This is a genomic window from Mycobacterium simiae, assembly GCF_010727605.1.
GTDB lineage: Bacteria > Actinomycetota > Actinomycetes > Mycobacteriales > Mycobacteriaceae > Mycobacterium > Mycobacterium simiae.
The window spans coordinates 2680601-2700374 of record NZ_AP022568.1 but is presented as its reverse complement, the minus strand read 5'-3'; the positions used below and the strand labels follow the sequence as shown (position 1 = coordinate 2700374).

Here is a 19774-nt window from a genome sequence, read left to right as displayed (position 1 = left end):
TGCGGACACTAGCGCGGCCTGTCGGCATCTGGAATGTATTTGTCAGCTAAAGCCGCGGTGATTTCGAATAAGCGCAGCCGGGTCTTTTTCTTCAGCTCGTGCTGCGTATCGATTATCCCGCCTTTGGCGAGGAACGGATCGTACGGCATGAACTCGACTGTCGCGCCGGATTGTGCGAATCGCTCGGTGAGATAAGTGCGCGCCTCGCCATCATATTTATTGCGGCTGTCGTTCAGGATGACCATGCTGCGAGACACGAGTTCGTGATATCCCATCGAGCGCAGCAAGTCGATCGAGCGGGTCACAGGCAGCGAGGTGTCGGCGGTCAGACCGGAGACGAAGACCAGGGTGTCACAGGCGTCCAGCACCGCCTTCATCACCGGGTGCTCGAGGTCGTCCGAGGTATCGACCACGATGACCGTGTGGGTGCGACGCAGCCGCGACAGCACCCCGGCGAACATCGAAGCCACCAGCGGCCGGGGTTGATCCGACGCGCGATTACCGGCCAGTACGTCTAGACCAAGGCTGTTCTGCCCCAAGTGTTCTCGTATATCGGCGTAACCCTGGACATCGGTGTCGTTGAGCACCGCGGCGTAGTCACCCGGTGGCGACTCGTCGATGCGCCCGGCCAGCGTGCCGAAACCGGGCGCGGCGTCGATCGCGACCACGTTCTCGGGACGGCACTCTCGGAAGACCGCGCCGATGCACGCCGTCAGCGTGGTCTTGCCGACCCCGCCCTTGCCCGAGACCACCCCGATCACGTACTGCTTGCGGATGTGGCGCCGGATTCGCTCCTGCAATTCGCGGTAATGCCTTTCGGCGGGCGATTCGCCGAAGTTGACGGCATGAAATGTTGCTTGATAAATGAATTTTCGCCAGCCGCCTCCGGGTGGAATCTTGCGCGGGGCGACCATGTCGGAAATACGTAATGTCCCGGATACCGAATCTTGATTTTGGTAACGCGCGGCGGGGACTTCTCGTCGCGTCGGTCCGCCTTGTTCCGGAGAATTGGATGAGCCCGTCCACGGATTCGTCACGATGCCGATGCTATCATTTTCGTGCTACCTTTCGACTACACGACTTTTCGGTACGAATACCATTCTTGGTCGGCGGGCAGCCGCCGCATCATGTGGCTGATCGCAGATCCGATGTTGTTCTTGGTGCCCGGGGCGATGATCATCCACTGCTTACCCGCGGATGGAACATGTTCGGCGACGAGCCGACCTTCCGGTGTGTCGATGATCGTCACGGCGCCCTGATCGATGTGGGTGCGGGTCGGTCGCCCGCTATCCACCCCCGACTGGATGGCGACGATCGAGGCCTGGGCCGACCGGTCGGTATCGGTAGCCAGCTTCAACAGGTGGAGCTGGTCGGGCTCGAGGCCCTGGCTGGCGAGGAACTCGTGCAGGCGGTGCTGGTCGGTGGCCGTGGCGCGCATCGCGTCAACGTCCAGCGTCACCGGCCGCAGCGGGGCAGGATCGCTTGCGCCGCAAAGCCGTTCGATCTGCGCGCTGAGCGCCTCGCCGGCGGCGCTCTCATTGCTCGCGATGCCGGCGCCGCTGATGCGGACCAGGTCCCCCGATCGCTCGATGGACACCCACCAATGCGCGAACCGGGCGAGCAGCGCGCGGGTGGGCTCGCCGTCGCCGGGCAGCCGGAAGTGGATCATCAGCCCGATGTCGCGACGGGACAACACTGTCAACCATTCGACGATGGTGCCGTCGACGGAATCCGTCTCATCGATTACCCCGGCGGCCCGCAGTTCGGGTGTCACCGGGTGTTGCAGCGCCTTTTGCTTGGGCTCGACGCTGGGCAGGTGGGGCCGCAGCCCCATTTCGGGAGCAACGACCTCGATGCCGGTGAGTACTTGTAGGACCCACAGGCCTTCCAGAGAGGTGGTGAGCACGATGTTCCCTTAAAGCCAAGCGCGGGGCGCACGCTCGCGTGCGCCCCGCCAAGCCGGGACTAGGCGAAGAACAGGCTCGTGTTGTGATCGGTGATTATTGCGTTCTCGTGCACGCTGTTGACCGTGTGCCCGTGCAGACTGACGGTCTGAATCATGTCCTGCAGCCCGTGCAACATCTGTTGCTGCGCGTCGAAGAAGGTGGTTGCGCCGTGGCCCTGGAAGAACTCGGCCAGCTGTTGGGTGATGTGCAGGACGTCGTCGTGGATTTCCATCAACTGCGACGCCTGCGCCGCAATATCGCCGGACAATCCGCTAACGGCTGCGTGGTTGTAAACAATGTGGTCTGCCATGTTCGTTGGTCCTTACTAAATAGGTCGGTGGGTGATTCAGTGAAAAGCCGACTAGGTCGACTGGACGCCGCCGAACACGCCATTGAGGCTGTGGGCTGAATCTGCTTCGTGGTGCTCCATCAGAGTCGCCGTCTGGGCGAGGCCGTGTGCCAGGCGGTTGCCACCCGTCATGATCTGCTGCAAGTCGTGGGCGATTTGACCGGCCGTGTTCAACGACGTCGACCCGGCCTGCCCGGACCATCCTGCGGCGCTGACGATGTTCTCGTGGCCGCTCAGGTACTGATTAGCGATCGCGGCTGCCTCTTCCAGTCGCGCTTCAATGCGTTGCTTCGAACTGCGTAATAGTTCCGGTGTGACAACCGTCGACCCCGCCATGTTTTTCTCCCTCGATTCCTTAGGCTCCCCGACCTGGGATATGGATAGCAGTCTAGACAGGTATTGCGCGTTGTCACTTCAGTTGTCGGCTGCTATACAGGCGTCGAATTACCCTGGCGTGGCGGTCCTAAAACACCTTGTCAAACGGTGCTCGCACCATCGGCCGCGCCGTCGCCGTCGGTATCGGTCAACCGCACGTCCCACCGTCCATCGCCGTCGGTGTCCACATAGCCGGTCACACCAGTCTCATCTGTACACAGCGCCCGGTCGGCGACACCGTTGCCGTCGATGTCCACCAGCCAGTCATCGGGGTGACCCCGCCCGTCGAAGTCGACGAGCGGACCGCCGGTGTGTTCGCTGCCGTCGAGCCCATACCACCGCAGGCTTCCGCCCCGGTCCACGGTGACCGCCCAGGTGCCCGTGCCGTCGTCGGTGAAGTACGCCTCGGGCGTGCCGTCGTTGTCGAGGTCGAGGACGGCGTGGTCGACGACACCGTCGCTGTCGAAATCACTCAGGGCGTCGTCGCGCAGCCCGTCCTGATCGATATCCAGTCCGATTGATTCGGGCCGGCCATCATGGTCGAGGTCGAGGTCGGGTTGTCCGTGCCAGATTGCCGCGGAGCCGTCACCGCTGGAAAGGCAATAGTCCATGCGGGTTCTGACGCCCGATCGCCGCTACCCGTTCCCGCGCGCCTTCCACCAGGCCAGCAGCTGCGCGGTTGCCTCTTCTTCGGTGAGCGGCCCGCGGTCCAGTCGGAGCTCCTTCAGAAACCGCCACGCCTCCCCGACCTGCGGACCCGCCGGAATGTTGAGCAACTCCATGATCCGGTTGCCGTCGAGGTCCGGGCGGACTCGGGCCAAATCCTCCTGGGCGGCCAACTCCGCGATGCGCGCCTCGAGGCGATCGTAGTTCGCCTGCAGCCGGGCGGCTCGGCGCTTGTTGCGGGTGGTGCAGTCGGCGCGCACCAGCTTGTGCAACCGGGGTAGCAGCGGCCCGGCGTCGGTGACGTAGCGGCGCACCGCCGAATCGGTCCACTTACCGTCACCGTAGCCGTGGAATCGTAGGTGCAGATAGACCAGCTGGGACACGTCGTCGACCATCTGCTTGGAGTATTTGAGTGCCCGCAGCCGTTTGCGGACCATTTTTGCGCCGACGACCTCATGGTGGTGGAAGCTGACACCACCGTCCGGCTCGTGGCGTCTGGTCGCCGGTTTGCCGATGTCATGCAGTAGCGCGGCCCACCGCAGCACCAAGTCCGGGCCCCCCTCAGGAGGTGGGTCTTCCAGGGCGATGGCTTGGCGCAGCACCGTCAGCGAATGCTGGTAGACGTCCTTGTGCTGGTGGTGTTCGTCAATGGCCATCTGCATGCCACCGACCTCGGGTAGTACAACGTCACCCATTCCGGTCTGCACGACCAGGTCGATCCCGGCCACCGGGTCGGTGCCCAACAGCAGCTTGTCCAGCTCGACGGCCACCCGTTCGGCGCTGATCCGGGCCAGCTGCGGCGCCATCTCCTCGATCGCCGTCCGTACCCGCGGGGCGACGGTGAATCCGAGTTGTGCGACGAACCGCGCCGCCCGCAGCATCCGCAGTGGGTCATCGCCGAAGGAAACCTCGGGAGCGGCCGGGGTGTCGAGCACCCGGGCGCGCAGCGCGGCCAAACCGCCCAGTGGATCGACGAAGTCGCCCGGGCCGGCAGCGGTGATACGCACCGCCATCGCATTGGCGGTGAAATCCCGTCGCACCAAATCGTCCTCGAGGCGGTCGCCGAACCGCACCTCGGGATTCCGCGACACCTGGTCGTAGCTGTCCGCGCGGAAGGTGGTGATCTCGAGCCGGAGGTCACCCTTACCGACCCCCACGGTGCCGAACGCAATGCCGGTGTCCCACACCGCGTCGGCCCACCCCCGCACGATGTGCTGGACCTGCTCGGGGCGGGCACCGGTGGTGAAATCCAGATCGGGACTCAGCCTGCGCAGCAGGGCGTCTCGCACCGAACCGCCGACCAGGTACAACTCATGCCCCGCGGCCTCGAACAATGCCCCCAGCTCGCGCAGCACCTCGGCATGCCGGTTCAGGGTGACGGCGGCTGAAGCCAGCAGCTCCACATCTTGGGCGGCGTCGGACACGTTCGGTCAGCCTAGTCGGGTGACGATGCGGGCCGGGACGGCCCGCGCAGGAACCCGACCATCCAACACCCCCGGGTGACGATGCGGGCCGGGACGGCCCGCATCGTCACCCGACCATCTAGCGCCACCGCCTCGCGCCGTCGGCGGCGAGTATGTCTGGAAGACCACTTCGTGCCAGCTACTATCGCTTGGGTGTCGGATGGCGAACAGGCCAAACCACGTCGGCGCCGCGGGCGCCGTCGCCGTCGTGGCGTCGCCAAAGCGTCAGACAACGACTCGGAAGCCAAGGTAACCGCCAGCCCTCCGGCCAGTAAGACGAGCAACCGACGTCGGTCTCGCACGCAACGTGGGGTGCCCGAGCGGCTGCGCACCGTGCACGAAACCTCCGCGGGCGGCCTGGTCATCGATGGCATCGACGGACCCCGTGATTCACAGATGGCCGCCCTGATCGGCCGCATCGACCGACGCGGACGGATGCTGTGGTCGCTGCCCAAGGGGCACATCGAACTCGGCGAGACCGCCGAGCAGACCGCTATTCGTGAGGTTGCCGAAGAGACCGGGATCCAGGGCAGCGTGCTCGCCGCGCTCGGCCGTATCGACTACTGGTTCGTCACCGAGGGCCGGCGCGTACACAAGACTGTGCACCATTATCTGATGCGATTCTCCGGCGGCGAGCTATCCGACGAAGACCTCGAGGTCGCCGAGGTCGCATGGGTGCCGATGCGGGAGCTACCGTCGCGGCTGGCCTACGCCGACGAGCGCCGCCTAGCCCAGGTCGCCGACGAACTGATCGGAAAGCTGCAGAGCGACGGGCCCGCCGCGCTGCCGCCGCTGCCGCCCAGCGCGCCACGGCGCAATCCGCAAACGCACTCGCGCACTCGACATTCCGACAAACCCCCCGGCCGGCACAACGGCCACGGGCCGGGGTCGTGACCGCGCCGCGCATCCGCTGGGCCGGCTTGTTGCGGCTGGCCGCCGTGGTCGCCCTGGTGGCCGGATGTACCGTGCTGCTCACCGGACCCGTCGGTGTGCCGCGCGCCGGCGCCGACGAGCCCGCGTCGACGCCGTTCATCCGCGTCCGCATCGATCAGGTCACCCCGGACGTGGTGACCACAACCAGTCCGCCCGTCGTCACCGTCAGCGGGATGGTGGCCAACATCGGCGACCGACCCGTACGGGACGTGATGGTCCGGCTCGAACACGCCGCCGCGGTGGACACTTCGGCGGGGCTGCGCACGTCACTGGACGGCGCCACCGATCAGTACCAACCGGCCGCCGACTTCCTGACCATCGCGCCCGAACTGCAGCGCGGGCAGGAGGCCGGCTTCACCCTGTCCGCGCCGCTGCGCTCGTTGAGCAAACCGTCGCTGGGCATCAACCAGCCGGGCATCTACCCGTTACTGGTCAACGTCAACGGCACACCCGATTACGGCGCCCCGGCCCGGCTGGACAATGCGCGGTTCCTGCTGCCGGTGATCGGTGTGCCGCCCGACCGCGCCGACTCCCTGGAATCCGCGGTGGCACCTGACACCTCGAAACCCGTCTGGGTGACCATGCTGTGGCCGCTGGCCGACCGTCCCAGGCTGGCTCCAGGCCAACCCGGCGGCACCGTTCCGGTTCGGCTGATCGACGACGACCTGGCCAGCTCGCTGGCCGCCGGGGGCCGACTCGACATCTTGTTATCCGCCGCCGAGGTCGCCACCAGCCACGACGTCGACCCGGACGGTGCCGTGGGCCGCGCGCTGTGCCTCGCCGTCGACCCGGATCTGCTGGTCACCGTCAACGCGATGACGGCCGGTTATGTCGTATCCAGCTCCCCCGACGGTCCCGCTCAGCAGCCGGGCACGCCCACCCACCCGGGCGCCGGACAGGGCGCCGCGACCGCCTGGATGAACCGGTTGCGGGCGCTGGCGCACCGCGTCTGCGTGACGCCGCTGCCGTACGCGCAAGCCGACTTGGACGCCGTGCAGCGGGTCAACGATCCGCGGCTCAGCACCATCGCCACCACTAGCGTCGGCGACATCGTCGATCAGCTGCTCGACATCGCGTCCACCCGCGGTGCCACGCTGCTGCCCGACGGTCCACTCACCGCCGGAGCGATCGAGCTGCTCAACGCCAACAACAGCACCGTCGCGGTCGCCGCGGCCGATTTGGTCGCCGAGGACTCGCAGTCCTCGGTCGACGGACCCCGCAGTGTCGACACCACTCCGCGACGGCTGTCCCCGCAGGTGGTGATGGCGCCCTTCGATCCCGCCGTGGGTGCGGCGCTGGCCGGGGCGGGTAATAACCCCACCGTGCCCACCTATCTCGACCCGTCGCTGACGGTCCGGCTCACCCACGACTCCAACACCGCGCGCCGTCAGGACGCCCTTGGGTCCATGTTCTGGCACGCCCTGGACCACGACGCCCCACCGCGCACGCAGCTGCTCGTCCCGCCGGCGACCTGGAACCTGCAGGCGGACGACGCGCAGGTCATCCTCACGGCGCTGGCCACCACCATCCGATCCGGGCTGGGCGTGCCCCGCCCGCTCGGGGCCGTGATCGCCGAAGCCGCCGCCCGGACCGAGCCGGGCGCACCGCCCACCGTCCCGGCCCCGGGCCGCGGCCGCTTCAGCGAAACCGTCACCACCGACATCAACGGGCAGACCGGCCGGCTGTCGCGGCTGACCTCAGCGCTGACCACCGATGAGCGCACCGGATTGACCGGCGTCCAGTACACCGCTCCGTTGCGCGAAGACATGCTGCGCGCATTGAGCCAATCGGAGCCTCCCGACGGCCGCAACGAGTTGGCGAAGCAACGGTTGCAGGTAGTCGGTAACACGATCAACGACTTGTTCGGCGCGGTGACGATCGTCAATCCGGGCGGTTCCTACACCCTGGCGACCGAGCACAGCCCGTTGCCGCTGGCCCTGCACAACGGCCTCGCCGTGCCGATCAAGGTGCGCCTGCAGGTCGACGCGCCGCCCGGGATGACCGTGACCGACGTCGGGCAGATCGAGCTGCCCCCCGGCTATCTGCCGTTACGCGTCCCAATCGAAGTGAACTTCACCCAGCGCGTCGCCATCGACGTCACGCTACGCACCCCCGACGGCACCCGGCTGGGCGAACCAGTGCGCTTGTCGGTGCACTCCAACGCCTACGGCAAAGTGCTCTTTGCGATCACCCTGACCGCGGCCGCGGTGTTGTTTGTCCTCGCCGGCCGGCGGCTGTGGCACCGATTCCGCGGCCAACCCGACCGTGCCGACCTGGACCGACCCGACCCGCCCCACCACCAGGCCGCCGACCCGCACGGCGTGGCCATCCGCGTGGACGAAGAGCACCGAGTATGAACCCCGCCTACCGGCGGCCCCATGCACACCAGCCGCCGCGGCGGCACCAGCCGCCACCGACCGGACCGCTGCCACCGGTAACCGAGCTGCCCACGCGGCGGGTGGAGCTGTCCGACTCCGCGCTGGTCTCCCGGTCGTGGGCGATGGCCTTCGCGACGCTGATCAGCCGGATCACCGGTTTCGGCCGGATCGTGGTGTTGGCCGCCATCCTGGGGGCGGCGCTGTCCAGCGCGTTCTCGGTGGCCAACCAGCTGCCGAACCTCGTCGCCGCGCTGGTGCTGGAAGCAACGTTCACCGCGATCTTCGTGCCGGTGCTGGCCCGCGCGGAGCAGAGCGATCCCGACGGCGGTGCGGCGTTCGTACGCCGGCTGGTGACGGTCACGACGACGCTGCTGTTGTTCGCGACCGCGGTGTCGGTGGTCGCCGCGCCGCTACTGGTTCGGTTGATGCTCGGCCACAACCCGCAAGTCAACGAGCCGCTCACCACCGCGTTCGCCTATCTGCTACTTCCCCAGGTGCTGGCCTACGGCCTGACCTCGGTCTTCATGGCAATCCTGAACACGCGCAACGTCTTTGGGCCCACGGCATGGGCCCCGGTCGTTAACAACGTCGTCGCGCTGCTGACACTGGCGGTGTATCTGCTCGTCCCCGGGGAACTCTCGGTCGATCCCGTCCGAATGGGCAACGCCAAGCTGCTGGTGCTCGGCATCGGCACCACATTGGGCGTGTTCGCACAGACCGCGGTGTTGCTGGTAGCGCTGCGGCGCGAACGCGTCAGCCTGCGGCCGCTGTGGGGCATCGATGAGCGGCTCAAGCGGTTCGGCACCATGGCCGCGGCCATGGTGCTCTACGTGCTGATCAGTCAGCTCGGCCTGGTGGTGGGCAACCAAATCGCCAGTACTGCAGCGGCTTCCGGCCCGGCCATCTACAACTACACCTGGCTGGTCTTGATGCTGCCATTCGGCATGATCGGGGTGACCGTGCTGACCGTGGTAATGCCGCGGTTGAGCCGCAACGCGGCGGCCAACGACACCGACGCCGTGCTGGCCGACCTGTCGCTGGCCACCCGGCTGACGTTGATCACGCTGATTCCGATTGTGGCGATCATGACCGTCGCCGGGCCCGCGATCGGCAGCGCATTGTTCGCCTACGGCCACTTCGGCGGGACCGACGCCGGCTATCTGGGCGCCGCGATCGCGCTGTCGGCGTTCACGTTGATCCCCTACGGCCTGGTGCTGTTGCAGCTACGCGTCTTCTACGCGCGCGAACAGCCCTGGACGCCGATCGTGATCATCCTCGTCATTACCGCCGTCAAGATCGCCGGCTCGGTGCTGGCCCCGCACGCCACCGACGACCCGCAGCTGGTGGCGGGTTTCCTTGGGCTGGCCAACGGCATCGGCTTTTTGGCCGGCGCGATCGTCGGCTATGTGCTGCTGCGTCACGCGCTGTTGCCGGCCGGCGGCCATCTGATCGGACGGGCGGAGGTACGGACGATCCTGGTGACGATCGTCGCGTCGATGCTCGGCGGCCTGATCGCACACGTCGTCGATCGACTGCTGGGGCTGGCCGACTTGACGGCGCGCGGTGGTGCGGCGGGTTCGCTGCTGCGGCTGTTGATACTCGGCTGCCTCATGTTGCCGATCATGGCGACGGTCATGGTCCGCGCCCAGGTGCCCGAGGCGCTGGCGGCGCTGGCCGCGGTGCGCCGCCGGGTCGGCGGCCGCTCCCGCATGGCATTGCAATCCGGTCCGCCGGCGACGCCCCGGGGATCGTCTCACCGCGGCCCGGTCACGTACCCTGAGCAGAGGAATTCGTCCCCGCCGGGGGTTGATGCGGTCCAGGAGCCGATCCGGCGTAGGCCTCCGGAACGAGCAGGCAATGCCCGGCTGATGAAAGGACCGGAGGTGACCGATCGCCCCGTCGAAAGCGCCGCACCCGGCCCCGGCGGCGACCGGCCGCGCGCCACTGCCGATGACTTCCAGCCGGACATGCCGACCGCGCGGGAAGCCAGCCCTTCGGTGCCGCGCCCGCCGGAGCAGCGCAACGGTGGCGCCCCCGGGGAGTCGACCCGCGGCGCGATCCCGGTCGATGCGTCCCGCGATCGCGGTGCGGATTCACGCGGCGACGATCCGCACTTGGTTCCCGGCGCCCGCATCGCCGGCGGCCGGTACCGGCTGCTGGTCTTCCACGGCGGTGCCCCGCCGCTGCAGTTCTGGCAGGCGCTCGACACCGCCCTGGACCGCCAGGTGGCGCTCACCTTCGTCGACCCCGACGGCAGTTTGCCCGCCGACGTCCTGCAGGAGATCCTGTCTCGCACGCTGCGGCTCAGCCGCATCGATAAGCCTGGCATCGCGCGGGTGCTCGACGTCGTCCACAGCCAGCAGGGCGGCCTGGTGGTTGCGGAGTGGATTCGCGGCGGTTCCTTGCAAGAGGTGGCCGACACCGCTCCCTCACCACTGGGCGCGGTCCGCGCCATGCAGTCGCTGGCCGCTGCTGCGGACGCCGCTCACCGTGCCGGCGTCGCCCTGTCTATCGACCACCCCAGCCGCATCCGGGTCAGCATCGACGGCGACGTCGTGCTGGCCTACCCGGCGACCATGCCCGACGCCAATCCCGAGGACGACATCCGCGGCATCGGTGCCGCCCTGTACGCCCTGCTGGTCAACCGCTGGCCACTGCCCGAGTCCGGAGTGCGCAGCGGGCTCGCACCGGCCGAGCGCGACGCGTCCGGCCTTCCCGTCGAGCCCAGCACCATCGATCGCGACATCCCCTTCCAGGTCTCGGCGGTAGCCGTCCGAGCGGCGCAGGAGGACGGCGGAATTCGCAGTGCTTCAACACTTTTGAACCTTCTACAGCAGGCCACCGCGGTCGCCGACCGGACCGAAGTGCTGGGGCCGATCGATGATTCGCCGCCCCCGCCCGCCGCCGCGCCGGTCGAACGCGACAACTATGCGACGCTTGCGCGGCGACGGCGCAACCTGCTGATCGGCGGCGCCGCGGCGATCGCCGTGATCGTGGTCGCACTGCTGGTGCTGGCCTCGATTGTCAGCAAGATCTTCGGCAACGTCGGCGGTGGTCTGAACAAGGACGAGCTCGGGCTCAACGGACCGAGTTCGTCGAGCGCGTCGTCGTCGGCGAGTGCCGCGCCGTCGGGAAGCGTCATCAAACCCACCCGCGCCACGGTCTACTCCCCCGACGGCGAAGCCGACAACCCGGGGCAGGCGGCCATGGCAATCGACGGTAACTCCACGACGGGCTGGCAGACCGACATCTACACCGACGCCGTACCGTTCCCCAGCTTCAAGAACGGCGTCGGGTTGATGTTGCAGTTGCCTAGCCCGACGGTCGTTGGCGCGGTGTCCATCGACACCCCCAGTACCGGCACCAAGGTGGAGATCCGCTCCTCGTCCTCCGCGTCGCCGGCCCGGCTGGAAGACACCTCCCTGCTGGTCTCGGCCACCCCGCTCAAGCCCGGGCACAACACCATCCCGGTGCGCTCGGGCGCGCAGACGTCGAACGTCTTGGTGTGGATCACCACCTTGGGCAACACCGACGGGAAGAACCGCTCGGAGCTTTCGAACATCACCATTCAGGCGGCCTCCTGAGGCTCACAACCGTACGGGCAAGTGAAGTGCCGGCGAACGACCGATTGGTTACTGTCCGGCGGTGGGCATCGGCGCAGAGAGACGGCAGCACCGCAGTGACGCCGAGCTGCTCGCGGCCCATGTCGCCGGCGACCGGTATGCCTTCGGCGAGCTTTTCCACCGTCATCGACGCCAGCTACACCGCCTGGCCCGGCTGACCAGCCGCACTCCCGAAGATGCCGAGGACGCGCTGCAGGAGGCCATGCTGTCGGCGCACCGGGGCGCCGGATCCTTTCGCTACGACGCCGCGGTCGGCAGCTGGCTGCACCGGATTGTCGTCAACGCCTGCCTGGATCGGCTGCGCCGCAGCAAGTCTCACCGCACCGTCCCACTCGAGGACGTGTACCCCGCGCCGGACCGCACGGGTCAGGTCGAAACCGCCATTGTGGTGCAACGGGCGTTGCTGCGGCTGCCGGTCGAGCAGCGGGCCACCATCGTGGCGGTCGACATGCAGGGCTACTCGATCGCCGACACCGCGGCGCTGCTGGGTGTCGCCGAAGGCACCGTCAAAAGCCGGTGCGCCCGCGGACGGGTGCGACTGGCCCAGCTGCTCGGTTATCTCGACGCCGACATCCACCCCTCGGCGCGTCCCGCCGGCCAGCTCCCAGGACCGGGGCCCACCCTCGCGCTGCGCATGACGGAGACTGGGGTGGATGGGCGACACGGAAAACCCCCCGAACCAACCGGAGACTGAACAGCCGGAGCCGCACGGGCGGCCGGGGTCGGAACCGGTGCCAGGCGTGGAACTGCTTGCCGACCTGCAGGCCGGTCTGCTGGATGATGAGTCGGCGGCCCGGGTGCGCCGGCAGGTTCGCGACGACCCGGACGCCCACCGCGTCCTGCAGGCTTTGCACCAGGTGCGACGCGACGTCGCCGCGGTCGGCGCGGATCCGGAATCCGCGCCGGAGCCACCCGCCACCACGACCGCCCGCATTGCCGACGCGCTGCGCGCCGAGCGCACCGGCACGGCGACCCACTCCGCCCGCCCCGGCGTCCGCCCCGGCAAAATCCTGGCGGGGGCGGCGGGCATCGGCGCGGTCCTCGCCGCGGCGGGCTTCGGTACCGCTGCCCTGCTGCACGAGCCGCCCTCGGCACCGAGCACACCGACGACTATCGAACACATCACGGTGTCGACACCGCCGATGGCGATTCCCCTGTCGGCAGCCGAGATCAGCGGGCTGCTCGGTCGCGTCCCCGACTACGGTCCGCTGGCTGACGCCTCCCGGCGGGCGTCGTGCCTGGCCGGCCTCGGGTATCCCGCTGCCACGCAGGTGCTGGGGGCGCGGGCGATCGAGATCAACGCGCGCCCTGGCGTACTACTGGTTCTGCCCGCCGATACACCGACCGACCTGGTGGTCTTCGCGGTGGCCCTGAACTGCAGCGCAGCCGATACCGGGCTGTTGGCCAGCACCCAGATTCCACGCCCTTAGAGTGGTGCCACGTGTTGCGCGACACGGCCGGGAACAGCCGCGCCTACGCTGGCGTTCGACACGGTTGAAGAACCTGCATCGGAAAGGCGCCCATGAGCGAGACCGCACATGACACAGTTCACGACGTCATCATCATCGGTTCGGGCCCGGCCGGGTACACAGCGGCTCTGTACACCGCGCGCGCGCAGCTGGCACCGCTGGTCTTTGAGGGGACGTCTTTCGGCGGGGCGTTGATGACGACGACCGAGGTGGAGAACTACCCCGGTTTCCGGGATGGCATCACCGGGCCCGAGCTGATGGACCAGATGCGCGAGCAGGCCCTGCGCTTCGGCGCGGATCTGCGGATGGAGGACGTGGAATCGGTGTCCCTGCAGGGCCCGGTCAAATCGGTCACCACCGCCGAGGGTGAAACTTTCAAGGCGCGTGCGGTGATCTTGGCGATGGGTGCTGCCGCGCGGTACCTGCAGGTGCCTGGCGAGCAGGAATTGCTGGGCCGCGGCGTGAGCGCGTGTGCCACCTGTGACGGATTCTTCTTCCGCGACCAGGACATCGCGGTGATCGGTGGCGGTGACTCCGCGATGGAAGAGGCGACGTTCTTGACCCGCTTTGCCCGCAGCGTGACTCTGGTGCACCGCCGCGACGAGTTTCGGGCCTCCAAGATCATGTTGGACCGCGCCCTTTCCAACGACAAGATCACGTTCATGACGAACCAGAGCGTGGTTGCGGTGGAGGGCGAGGCAACGGTTACCGGGTTGCGGTTGCGTGACAACCTCACCGGTGCGGAGACCGTGCTGCCGGTAACGGGTGTGTTCGTCGCGATCGGTCACGATCCGCGGTCGGCTCTGGTGCGCGACGTCATCGACGTCGACGCCGACGGCTACGTCCAGGTCAAGGGGCACACCACACACACCACGATCGAGGGTGTGTTCGCCGCCGGCGACTTGGTCGACCGTACTTACCGCCAGGCGGTCACTGCCGCCGGAAGTGGTTGTGCTGCAGCGATTGACGCCGAGCGCTGGTTGGCTGAACACGACGAAGCCGAAGCCGGCCAGCCGGAAGCAGGGAATGCGGACAGTACCGATCTGATTGGAGCACCACGATGACCGACGCCGAAAAAGCCGGAGCCACAAAGGAAGTCTCCGACGCGTCCTTCTCCACCGAAGTCTTGTCCAGCGAAAAGCCTGTGCTGGTTGACTTTTGGGCGACATGGTGCGGACCCTGCAAGATGGTCGCCCCGGTGCTCGAGGAGATCGCGGCCGAGCGCTCGGATCAACTGACCGTCGCCAAGCTCGACGTCGACGCCAACCCGGAGACTGCGCGCGACTTTCAGGTCGTGTCAATCCCGACGATGATCTTGTTCAAGGACGGCCAGCCGGTCAAGCGAATCGTCGGTGCCAAAGGCAAGGCGGCGCTATTGCGTGAGTTGTCGGACGCGGTCCCCAACCTGACCTGACAACTATCGCTTTTTAACGGCGGTGCCCCGCCGTTCAGCCTGGCGTTTTCCGGAAATCAAGAAGTATCTGCGACAATACCGGTTAGCTGTAATGCGTTTGTCAGCCTGTCAGTTTGTCCCGGAGGGCCCTTGGTATGTCGAGTCCGCGCCGCGAAAACGGCGACGCGTTGCGCTGTGGTGACCGCAGCGCAGCTGTGACCGAAATCCGGGCGTCCTTAGCCGCTTTGGGGCTATTGGACAATTCCGAAGACGACTTACGCACCGGCCGTCAAGTGGCGTCCGACGTCTTCGATTCCCAACTCGACCAGGCCGTGCGGGCTTTTCAGCAGCACCGCGGCCTGCTCGTGGATGGCGTCGTCGGCGAGGCCACCTACCGAGCCCTCAAGGAAGCCTCCTACCGGCTCGGCGCGCGCACCTTGTACCACCAGTTCGGGGCCCCGCTCTACGGTGATGACGTCGCTACGCTACAGGCCCGGCTGCAAGATCTTGGTTTCTACACCGGCCTGGTCGACGGACATTTCGGTTTGCAAACGCACAACGCGTTGATGTCCTACCAGCGCGAGTACGGTCTGTCCGCCGACGGAATCTGCGGCCCGGAAACGTTGCGCTCCTTGTACTTTCTGAGTTCACGAGTCAGCGGCGGTTCGCCCCACGCCATCCGCGAAGAAGAACTGGTCCGACGGTCGGGTCCGCGCCTGTCCGGCAAGCGGATCATCATCGATCCGGGTCGCGGCGGCGACGATCACGGGCTGATCGCGCAAGGTCCTGCCGGACCGATTAGTGAAGCAGATATCTTGTGGGACTTGGCCAGTCGGCTCGAAGGGCGGATGACTGCCATCGGCATGGAGACTTTCCTGTCCCGGCCGACCAACCGCAGCCCGTCGGATGCCGAGCGGGCCGCGACCGCCAACAACGTCGGCGCGGACCTGATGATCAGCCTTCGCTGCGAAGCGCAGGTCAGCCCTTCGGCAAACGGTGTGGCTTCGTTTCACTTCGGCAACTCGCACGGCTCGGTGTCGACGATCGGCCGCAATCTCGCCGACTTCATTCAGCGTGAAGTGGTGGCCCGCACCGGTTTACGCGATTGCCGAACCCACGGACGTACCTGGGATCTGCTCCGCCTGACGAGGATGCCCACCGTCCAGGTCGACGTCGGTTACATCACCAACCCCGGTGATCGGGAGCGGTTGATCTCGACCCACACCCGGGACGCGATCGCCGAAGGTATTCTCGCCGCGGTCAAGCGGCTTTACCTGCTGGGTAAGAACGACCGGCCCACTGGCACATTCACCTTCGCCGAGTTGCTTGCCCACGAATTGTCGGTCGAGCGGACCACCCGCCTCGGCGGGTCTTAGCCATTCTTCTTGTTCTGCAACGTGTTTCCCGCTGCTGACCCAGCTCCGACCGGCTGTTGCAGCTGAGCATTCGCCAGCAGGCGCTCCAGCGCGGCCTCGACCTCGGCCTTCCAACCGAGGCCCTTGTCCAGCTCGAGCCGCAGCCGCGGGAAGTACGAATGGGGCGCCACCACAACGAAACCCACGTCCTGCAAGAATTCGGCGTCGATGATGCAGCGCTCCACCGAGCAGTCGCAGATGGACTCCAGCACTGGCCGGGTTGCGGTGTCGGCCAGCCGTGGATCGGACAACTCCGACACGGCCGGGGTTCGGCCGAAGGCTTCCAAGGCCCGGACGCCGCGGCGCATCAATTCGTCGATCACCTGGACAAGCAGGCTGTGCGCCAAGTCATCTGCGGCATTTCCGGGTTCGATGCCCATGGACGTCAACAGCACGGCGTCGGCCGAGACCGGTGCGGTGGGGAACCGACGCGCACGCGGTACCGCACCGGGCGGCGCATAGAGCACATACCCGAGGCAGGGCGGCTCGGCCTGACTGCGCTCGTCGGGAATCGCCGTGGCAACCTGGCCGCACGAGCCCCACTCGAGCATCACCATCGACAGCCAGGCTTCCTTTTCGAACTCGGGATCGGCCAGGTGGTCCTGGTCGCCAAGCGTCGCGGGATCGACCTCCCAATACACGCACCGGCGCGCATGTTTGGGAAGCTGCTCGAAAGCCTCGAGCCGCAGTGGCGTGATTCGAGCAGACACTAGCCTCCTGGCCTCCGTGCGTACCGCGGCCGATCGCCGCGGACCGGCTGTTTCCAGCCCGACGTGCACCACGAACCTCTCCAGGATAGGAGAGTTTGTCGGTCCCCGGCCAGTGTTGGCCCTGCCACGTCGCCCCGGCCGCCAAGTTGGCCGGGCGCACGTCGCGGTGCGCTGCGAAGGCGCGGAATCGTTTGCCGCACAGTAGATCTCCGTCTGATCGCGGGCTTCGGGGCAGGATCGCCCGCCCACCAGTCCCGGCTGTGTCACAGTGACGTAATTACAGCGGGTGGCGGGTCACGCCTTAGGCGGGTCTATCGCGTCGACAATTCGCTGCAGATCCTCGACCGAGGCGAATTCGACGACGATCTTCCCCTTGCGCTTGCCGAGGCTAACCGTCACGCGGGTATCGAACGCATTCGAGAGCCGGTCGGCGACATCTTGGAGCCCGGGCATCTGAATCGGCTTGCGCCGCGGCGCTGGGGGCGTTGCCGTGTCGCCGCGGTTGGCCAGCGTTACCGCTTCCTCGGTGGCGCGCACCGAAAGCCCCTCGGCGACGATACGGCTCGCCAATTCCTCCTGCGCCTCCGGGCCGGCCTCCAACGACAACAGTGCGCGGGCGTGGCCGGCGGACAACACCCCGGCCGCGACGCGCCGCTGCACCGGAATCGGGAGCTTGAGCAATCGGATCATGTTGGTGATCAACGGTCGCGACCGGCCGATGCGGGCCGCCAGTTCGTCGTGGGTGACCCCGAACTCGTCGAGCAACTGTTGGTATGCCGCCGCCTCTTCCAAGGGATTGAGCTGTGCACGATGAATATTTTCCAGCAGGGCGTCGCGCAACAGATTGTCGTCGGTGGTCTCCCGCACGATCGCCGGCAGGGTGGCCAGCCCCGCCGCCTGCGCGGCCCGCCAGCGGCGCTCCCCCATCACCAGCTGGTAACGGGCGCCGCCGGGCGACCCAGATACCGCCCGCACCACGATGGGTTGCAAGAGGCCGAACTCGCGGATCGAGTGCACCAACTCGGCCAGTGCCTCGTCGTCGAACACCTGGCGTGGCTGCCGCGGGTTGGGCTCGATGTCGGACGGCGCGATCTCGCGATACACCGCACCCATTTCATTCACGCTCGGCGCGGGTCCGCCGATCAGCACGTCGGCGGCTGCGTCGCCCATTCGGGGACCCAGCGTCGCGGGACCCGAGTCCCCTTCGGCGGGGCCGGTGGGAATCAGCGAAGCCAGGCCCCGGCCGAGGCCACCCTTCCTACGTGATGGGTGTGTCATTGTGGTCCCTTCCCGGATGGGGTTAATCACGCTGTGCGAGTTCACGACTCGCGTCCAGGTAACTCATTGCCCCGCGCGACCCGGGGTCGTAGTCGATGATTGTCATGCTGTAGCCCGGCGCTTCGGAGACTTTCACGCTGCGCGGGATGACGGTCCGCAACACCTTGCTGCCGAAGTAGCGGCGGACCTCCTCGGCGACTTGGTCGGCGAGCTTGGTGCGGCCGTCATACATGGTGAGCACCACGGTGGTGACGTCGAGCTGGGGATTGAGGTGCGCCTTCACCATCTCGATGTTCCGCATCAGCTGGGACACGCCCTCGAGGGCGTAGTACTCGCACTGGATCGGAATCATCACTTCCGGGGCAGCGACAAGCGCATTGATTGTCAGCAGTCCCAGCGACGGCGGGCAGTCCACGAAGACGTAGTCGAAGTCGAAACCCTCGAGCTGTGCGAGTGCGGTGCGCAGCCGGTTCTCCCGGGCGACCATGCTAACCAATTCGATTTCGGCGCCGGCCAGATCGATGGTGGCCGGGACACAGTACAGGCGGTCGCTGTGTGGACTGCGCCGCAACGCGGATTCCAGCGTCTCCTCCCCCAGCAATACCTCGTAGGACGAGGGGGTACCCGATTGCCGTTCGGTGATGCCCAGCGCCGTGCTGGCGTTGCCCTGCGGGTCGAGGTCGATGACGAGAGTCTTGAGCCCTTGCAGCGCCAGCGCAGCCGCCAGGTTCACTGCGGTGGTTGTCTTACCGACGCCGCCTTTCTGGTTCGCCACGGTGAACACCCGTCGGTGGGACGGCTTGGGTAGCGGTGGATACGTAGTGTGCAGCACCCGCATCGCCCGCTCCGCCGCGGCGCCGATCGGGGTGTCGAATTCGTTCGATGTTTCACGTGAAACATCCGTGGCCCGTGCCGTCGTGTGCGGCGGCACCGTCGGCGGGGATTGCATGCCTTGCGGCGTCTCGCTGTCGGCCCAATCCTGAGGCGAGCTCACGGCCTTCTCCTGTCCGCCCGCGGTGTCGTGACCCGCCGCGGCCGTGCTGCGCGCTGCGCTACCACCACGGTTGCGGGCGGACACAAATAGCTCGCGCCACATGTCACCACCCTGACATCAACTGAGTCCAGCGCCGTCATCACACGCCGGTGCTCCTCTACTTCCTCGGGGGCGCGCTCCCCCTTGATCGCGATCATCCGTCCGCCGGGGCGTAGCAACGGCATGCTCCACTTCGTCAGCTTGTCCAGTGCGGCCACGGCACGGGATACCGCGGCATCGCGGTCTCCGCACTCACTGCGCACCAACGGCTCTTCGGCGCGACCGCGGACCACCTCGACGGTCAACCCTAGTTCCGCGACCACCTCTTTGAGAAACTCGCTGCGGCGCAGTAGCGGTTCGATCAAGACGACCGACAGATCAGGTCTCGCGATCGCCAGCGGTATCCCCGGCAGTCCGGCTCCGCTGCCGATATCTACCACGCGCTCACCGTGGCCGAGCAGCTCGGCCACGGCAGCGCTGTTCAGTATGTGGCGGCTCCAGATTCGCCCTATTTCACGCGGTCCCAACAGGCCTCGTTCCACCCCCACGGTCGCGAGCACCTCCGCATAGTGGGCGGCGATCCGGACGCGGGTTCCGAAAATTTCCGTCGCCGCAACCGGCGGGGGCCCTGCCTCCATCGCGCCACCGCTCGTCCCGTCCTCCGGATCGGAACCCCCGCCATGTTTCACGTGAAACATTCCTCCGGTCTTGGGGATTAACCGTGCGAACGAACTACACCGCTG

At 67.1% G+C, this 19774-nt stretch carries 18 protein-coding genes; 8 read left to right on the top strand and 10 right to left on the bottom strand.

The features are described 5' to 3' along the window. Positions 1-8: 8 nt before the first annotated feature. From G6N33_RS12550 to G6N33_RS12525, 6 genes are all read right to left on the bottom strand, one after another. Positions 9-1037, bottom strand: coding sequence for a MinD/ParA family ATP-binding protein (locus G6N33_RS12550; protein ID WP_044509068.1), 1029 nt, complete (start codon positions 1035-1037; stop codon positions 9-11). A gap of 35 nt (positions 1038-1072) precedes the next feature. Further along, entirely contained in the window at positions 1073-1906 is an 834-nt protein-coding gene (locus G6N33_RS12545; RefSeq protein ID WP_044509069.1) for an ESX secretion-associated protein EspG, read from the bottom strand. 59 nt (positions 1907-1965) lie between these two features. Further along, positions 1966-2256, bottom strand: a complete 291-nt coding sequence (locus G6N33_RS12540; protein WP_044509070.1) for a WXG100 family type VII secretion target — start codon at positions 2254-2256, stop codon at positions 1966-1968. 51 nt (positions 2257-2307) lie between these two features. Continuing rightward, positions 2308-2631 (bottom strand): WXG100 family type VII secretion target, encoded by a 324-nt coding sequence (locus tag G6N33_RS12535; RefSeq protein ID WP_044509071.1) that lies wholly within the window; start codon positions 2629-2631, stop codon positions 2308-2310. A gap of 140 nt (positions 2632-2771) precedes the next feature. Continuing rightward, a complete protein-coding gene (locus G6N33_RS12530) occupies positions 2772-3281 on the bottom strand; it encodes a hypothetical protein (RefSeq protein WP_044509072.1) in 510 nt (169 codons plus the stop codon). 24 nt (positions 3282-3305) lie between these two features. Further along, the gene (locus G6N33_RS12525; protein ID WP_101528603.1) at positions 3306-4760 is read right to left on the bottom strand and encodes a CCA tRNA nucleotidyltransferase; all 1455 of its coding nucleotides are present in this window, start codon (positions 4758-4760) and stop codon (positions 3306-3308) included. Between the two features lie 192 nt (positions 4761-4952). Between G6N33_RS12525 and G6N33_RS12520 the strand changes: the two genes are divergently transcribed. The 8 genes from G6N33_RS12520 (at position 4953) to G6N33_RS12485 (ending at position 15971) form a co-directional block, all read left to right on the top strand. Then, a complete protein-coding gene (locus tag G6N33_RS12520; RefSeq protein WP_044509073.1) occupies positions 4953-5693 on the top strand; it encodes an NUDIX hydrolase in 741 nt (246 codons plus the stop codon). Next, a complete protein-coding gene (locus G6N33_RS12515) occupies positions 5690-8089 on the top strand; it encodes a hypothetical protein (RefSeq protein WP_044509074.1) in 2400 nt (799 codons plus the stop codon). The genes G6N33_RS12520 and G6N33_RS12515 overlap by 4 nt, the downstream gene beginning before the upstream one ends. Beyond that, entirely contained in the window at positions 8086-11694 is a 3609-nt protein-coding gene (locus G6N33_RS12510) for a murein biosynthesis integral membrane protein MurJ (RefSeq protein ID WP_044509075.1), read from the top strand. Before G6N33_RS12515 ends, G6N33_RS12510 begins: the two co-directional genes overlap by 4 nt. Positions 11695-11755: 61 nt before the next feature. After that, positions 11756-12427, top strand: coding sequence for an RNA polymerase sigma factor SigM (gene sigM, locus G6N33_RS12505; RefSeq protein WP_044509076.1), 672 nt, complete (start codon positions 11756-11758; stop codon positions 12425-12427). Further along, complete coding sequence (locus G6N33_RS12500; protein WP_408632775.1) at positions 12387-13163, top strand: hypothetical protein; 777 nt, start codon at positions 12387-12389, stop codon at positions 13161-13163. Before sigM ends, G6N33_RS12500 begins: the two co-directional genes overlap by 41 nt. 92 nt (positions 13164-13255) lie before the next feature. Further along, on the top strand, positions 13256-14266 hold the full coding sequence (gene trxB, locus G6N33_RS12495) for a thioredoxin-disulfide reductase (RefSeq protein ID WP_044509078.1): 1011 nt from the start codon (positions 13256-13258) through the stop codon (positions 14264-14266). Then, on the top strand, positions 14263-14616 hold the full coding sequence (gene trxA / locus G6N33_RS12490) for a thioredoxin (protein ID WP_044509079.1): 354 nt from the start codon (positions 14263-14265) through the stop codon (positions 14614-14616). The genes trxB and trxA overlap by 4 nt, the downstream gene beginning before the upstream one ends. A 134-nt stretch (positions 14617-14750) precedes the next feature. Next, entirely contained in the window at positions 14751-15971 is a 1221-nt protein-coding gene (locus G6N33_RS12485) for an N-acetylmuramoyl-L-alanine amidase (protein WP_044509080.1), read from the top strand. On the opposite strand, the gene G6N33_RS12480 is transcribed toward G6N33_RS12485, so the two are convergent. The 4 genes from G6N33_RS12480 to rsmG all read right to left on the bottom strand — a co-directional run bounded on the left by G6N33_RS12480 (position 15968) and on the right by rsmG (position 19729). Then, a complete protein-coding gene (locus tag G6N33_RS12480; protein WP_044509081.1) occupies positions 15968-16720 on the bottom strand; it encodes an acetyltransferase in 753 nt (250 codons plus the stop codon). The genes G6N33_RS12485 and G6N33_RS12480 overlap by 4 nt on opposite strands. Positions 16721-17014: 294 nt before the next feature. Then, positions 17015-17998, bottom strand: a complete 984-nt coding sequence (locus G6N33_RS12475) for a ParB/RepB/Spo0J family partition protein (protein ID WP_044509082.1) — start codon at positions 17996-17998, stop codon at positions 17015-17017. 22 nt (positions 17999-18020) lie between these two features. Then, complete coding sequence (locus tag G6N33_RS12470) at positions 18021-18947, bottom strand: ParA family protein (protein WP_081662365.1); 927 nt, start codon at positions 18945-18947, stop codon at positions 18021-18023. Between the two features lie 41 nt (positions 18948-18988). Then, on the bottom strand, positions 18989-19729 hold the full coding sequence (gene rsmG, locus G6N33_RS12465; RefSeq protein ID WP_044509083.1) for a 16S rRNA (guanine(527)-N(7))-methyltransferase RsmG: 741 nt from the start codon (positions 19727-19729) through the stop codon (positions 18989-18991). Between the last annotated feature and the right edge of the window lie 45 nt (positions 19730-19774).